Annotated in this window: 2 protein-coding genes; both read left to right on the top strand. The window is 70.6% G+C overall.

Annotated elements, in window-relative coordinates:
- Positions 1-285 precede the first annotated feature (285 nt).
- On the top strand, positions 286-1,134 hold the full coding sequence (locus GT354_RS32975) for an alpha/beta fold hydrolase (RefSeq protein WP_161360040.1): 849 nt from the start codon (positions 286-288) through the stop codon (positions 1,132-1,134).
- 268 nt (positions 1,135-1,402) lie between these two features.
- Positions 1,403-1,921: hypothetical protein (locus tag GT354_RS32970; RefSeq protein ID WP_202512582.1), on the top strand; the 519-nt coding region annotated here is incomplete at its 3' end.

Here is a 1,921-nt window from a genome sequence, read left to right as displayed (position 1 = left end):
TCGTTCCGGTCCGTTGTGGCCGGATCGGGTGGGTCGATCGGGTTGGTGGATCGACCGGTCGATCACAGTGGATCTTGGTCGATCGCGGATGGATCTTGGTCGATCGGCTGCGGGTACGTAGCCGATCCGGGGTCGGAGGTGACGGCCGGGAGACCCTGAGCCCCGCGAATCGGGAGGGATTTGTGTGTCACATCACGGTGGCGGGACGCTAACATCGAATACATGCCAGATGGAAGGCTTTCGTGGACGGCATCATCCCGACTCCTCGCCGGGGACACCCGCGGCGTGGCCGATTCGCAGCACACCGACCCCCTCGATTCCCCCTCGCACACCGCTGATCTGCGGTACTGCGACCTACCCGCCGCCCACCCCGAAGCGGATGCCGCTCCCCTGCTCCTCCTGCACGGATACGTCGGCAGCCTGGCCGACTGGGACGGCGTCGCACCCGTACTCGCCGAAGAGCGCCGCGTCGTCGCGTACGACCACCGCGGTCACGGCGGCAGCACCAAGTTCGCCGACCGAACCGCCTACACGTTCGACCACCTCGCCGCCGACCTCGACTTCTTCGCCACCCGCCTGCTGCCGGACCGATACGACCTGCTCGGCCACTCGATGGGCGGCGTCGTGGCCCTGCGCCACACGCTCGCCCACCCGGAACGGGTGCGCTCCCTCGTCCTGATGGACACCGCCGCGGAGCCCACCTCCACGCCGCTGTTGCGGGTGCTCGCGCGGGGCATGAACGCCGCCGTCGGCCGCTGGGGCCTGGGCCCCCTGCTGGCCTGCCTCAAGCCCTTCACCCGCGCCCCCAAGACCGCCACGCCGCAACAACGAGCCCAACGCGAGCGCCAGTCCGACGCGTTGACCGGCATGGACAAGGCCGCGTTCGTCGGCTTCGGCGAGGCGCTCGGCAGCTACCCGTCGCTGCTCGGCCGGCTCGGCGAGATCTCCTGCCCGGTCACCGTGATCGTCGGCGAACACGACAAGCGACTGCGCGGCGCGGCCGAGCAGTTCGCGGCGGGCATCCCCGGCGCACGGCTGGTCGTCGTCGCCGGCGCCAAGCACAACCCCCAGACCGAACGCCCGGACGCGTGGCTCGCGGCGGTACGCGAACACTTCGAGCGCGCGCTTCGGTAACCGCGAGTTGCGGAATCTCGGAGTCCCCGAGCCCCCGACTCCCAGAGTTCCCGAGCCCCGGAGTCCCGGAGTTCCCGACCCCCGGAGTCCCGGAGTCCCGGAGTCCCCGAGTCCCGAAGTCCCGGATCCTTCGATCCCTCCTCACTCGATACCTCGATCCCTCCCGACTCGACACGTCGATCCTCAACCCGTCCCGACTCGAAATCTCGATCCCTCAACCCCTCCCGACTCGATATCTCGATCCCTCCCGAAGTGAAGGAGCGGCCTCATGGTCGCCGTATCCGCATTTCCGCCCGGACGTTGGCGGGCCCGATGGATCTGGGCCGCCGGACCCGACGGGCCGGACGCTCCCATCCCCGGGCGGCACACCGTCGCGTTGCGGGCCACACTCGACCTCGACGCGGTTCCGGCGTCCGTGCCCACGCGGGTGGTCGCGTTGTCCGGGTACGCGCTGAGCGTCAACGGCGTCGAGGTCGCCCGCGGACCGGTGCGTGCCAACCCGCGGATGCGGCCGTACGACGACCTGGATCTCGCGCCGCACCTGCGGACGGGCGTCAACGTCGTCACCGCGCTGGCCTGGGTGTACGACGGGCCCACCCCGTGGTGGTTGCCGCCGTCGCCGTTCGCCAACGACCTCGTGCACGGCGCGTTCGTCCTGGAGGCACGGCTCGGCGCGGACACGTGGTTCACCACCGACGAGCGCTGGCAGGCGTGTGTACTCGACGGCTGGGGCGCGACCGCGGGCGGCGGCACCGTCTCCGGTCGCGGGCGTGAACTGCTCGACGCG

It is taken from the genome of Streptomyces sp. SID3343 (genome assembly GCF_009865215.1).
Classification (GTDB): domain Bacteria; phylum Actinomycetota; class Actinomycetes; order Streptomycetales; family Streptomycetaceae; genus Embleya.
The sequence above is the reverse complement of the archived record's forward strand: the minus strand, read 5'-3'. Positions and strand labels throughout refer to the sequence as shown.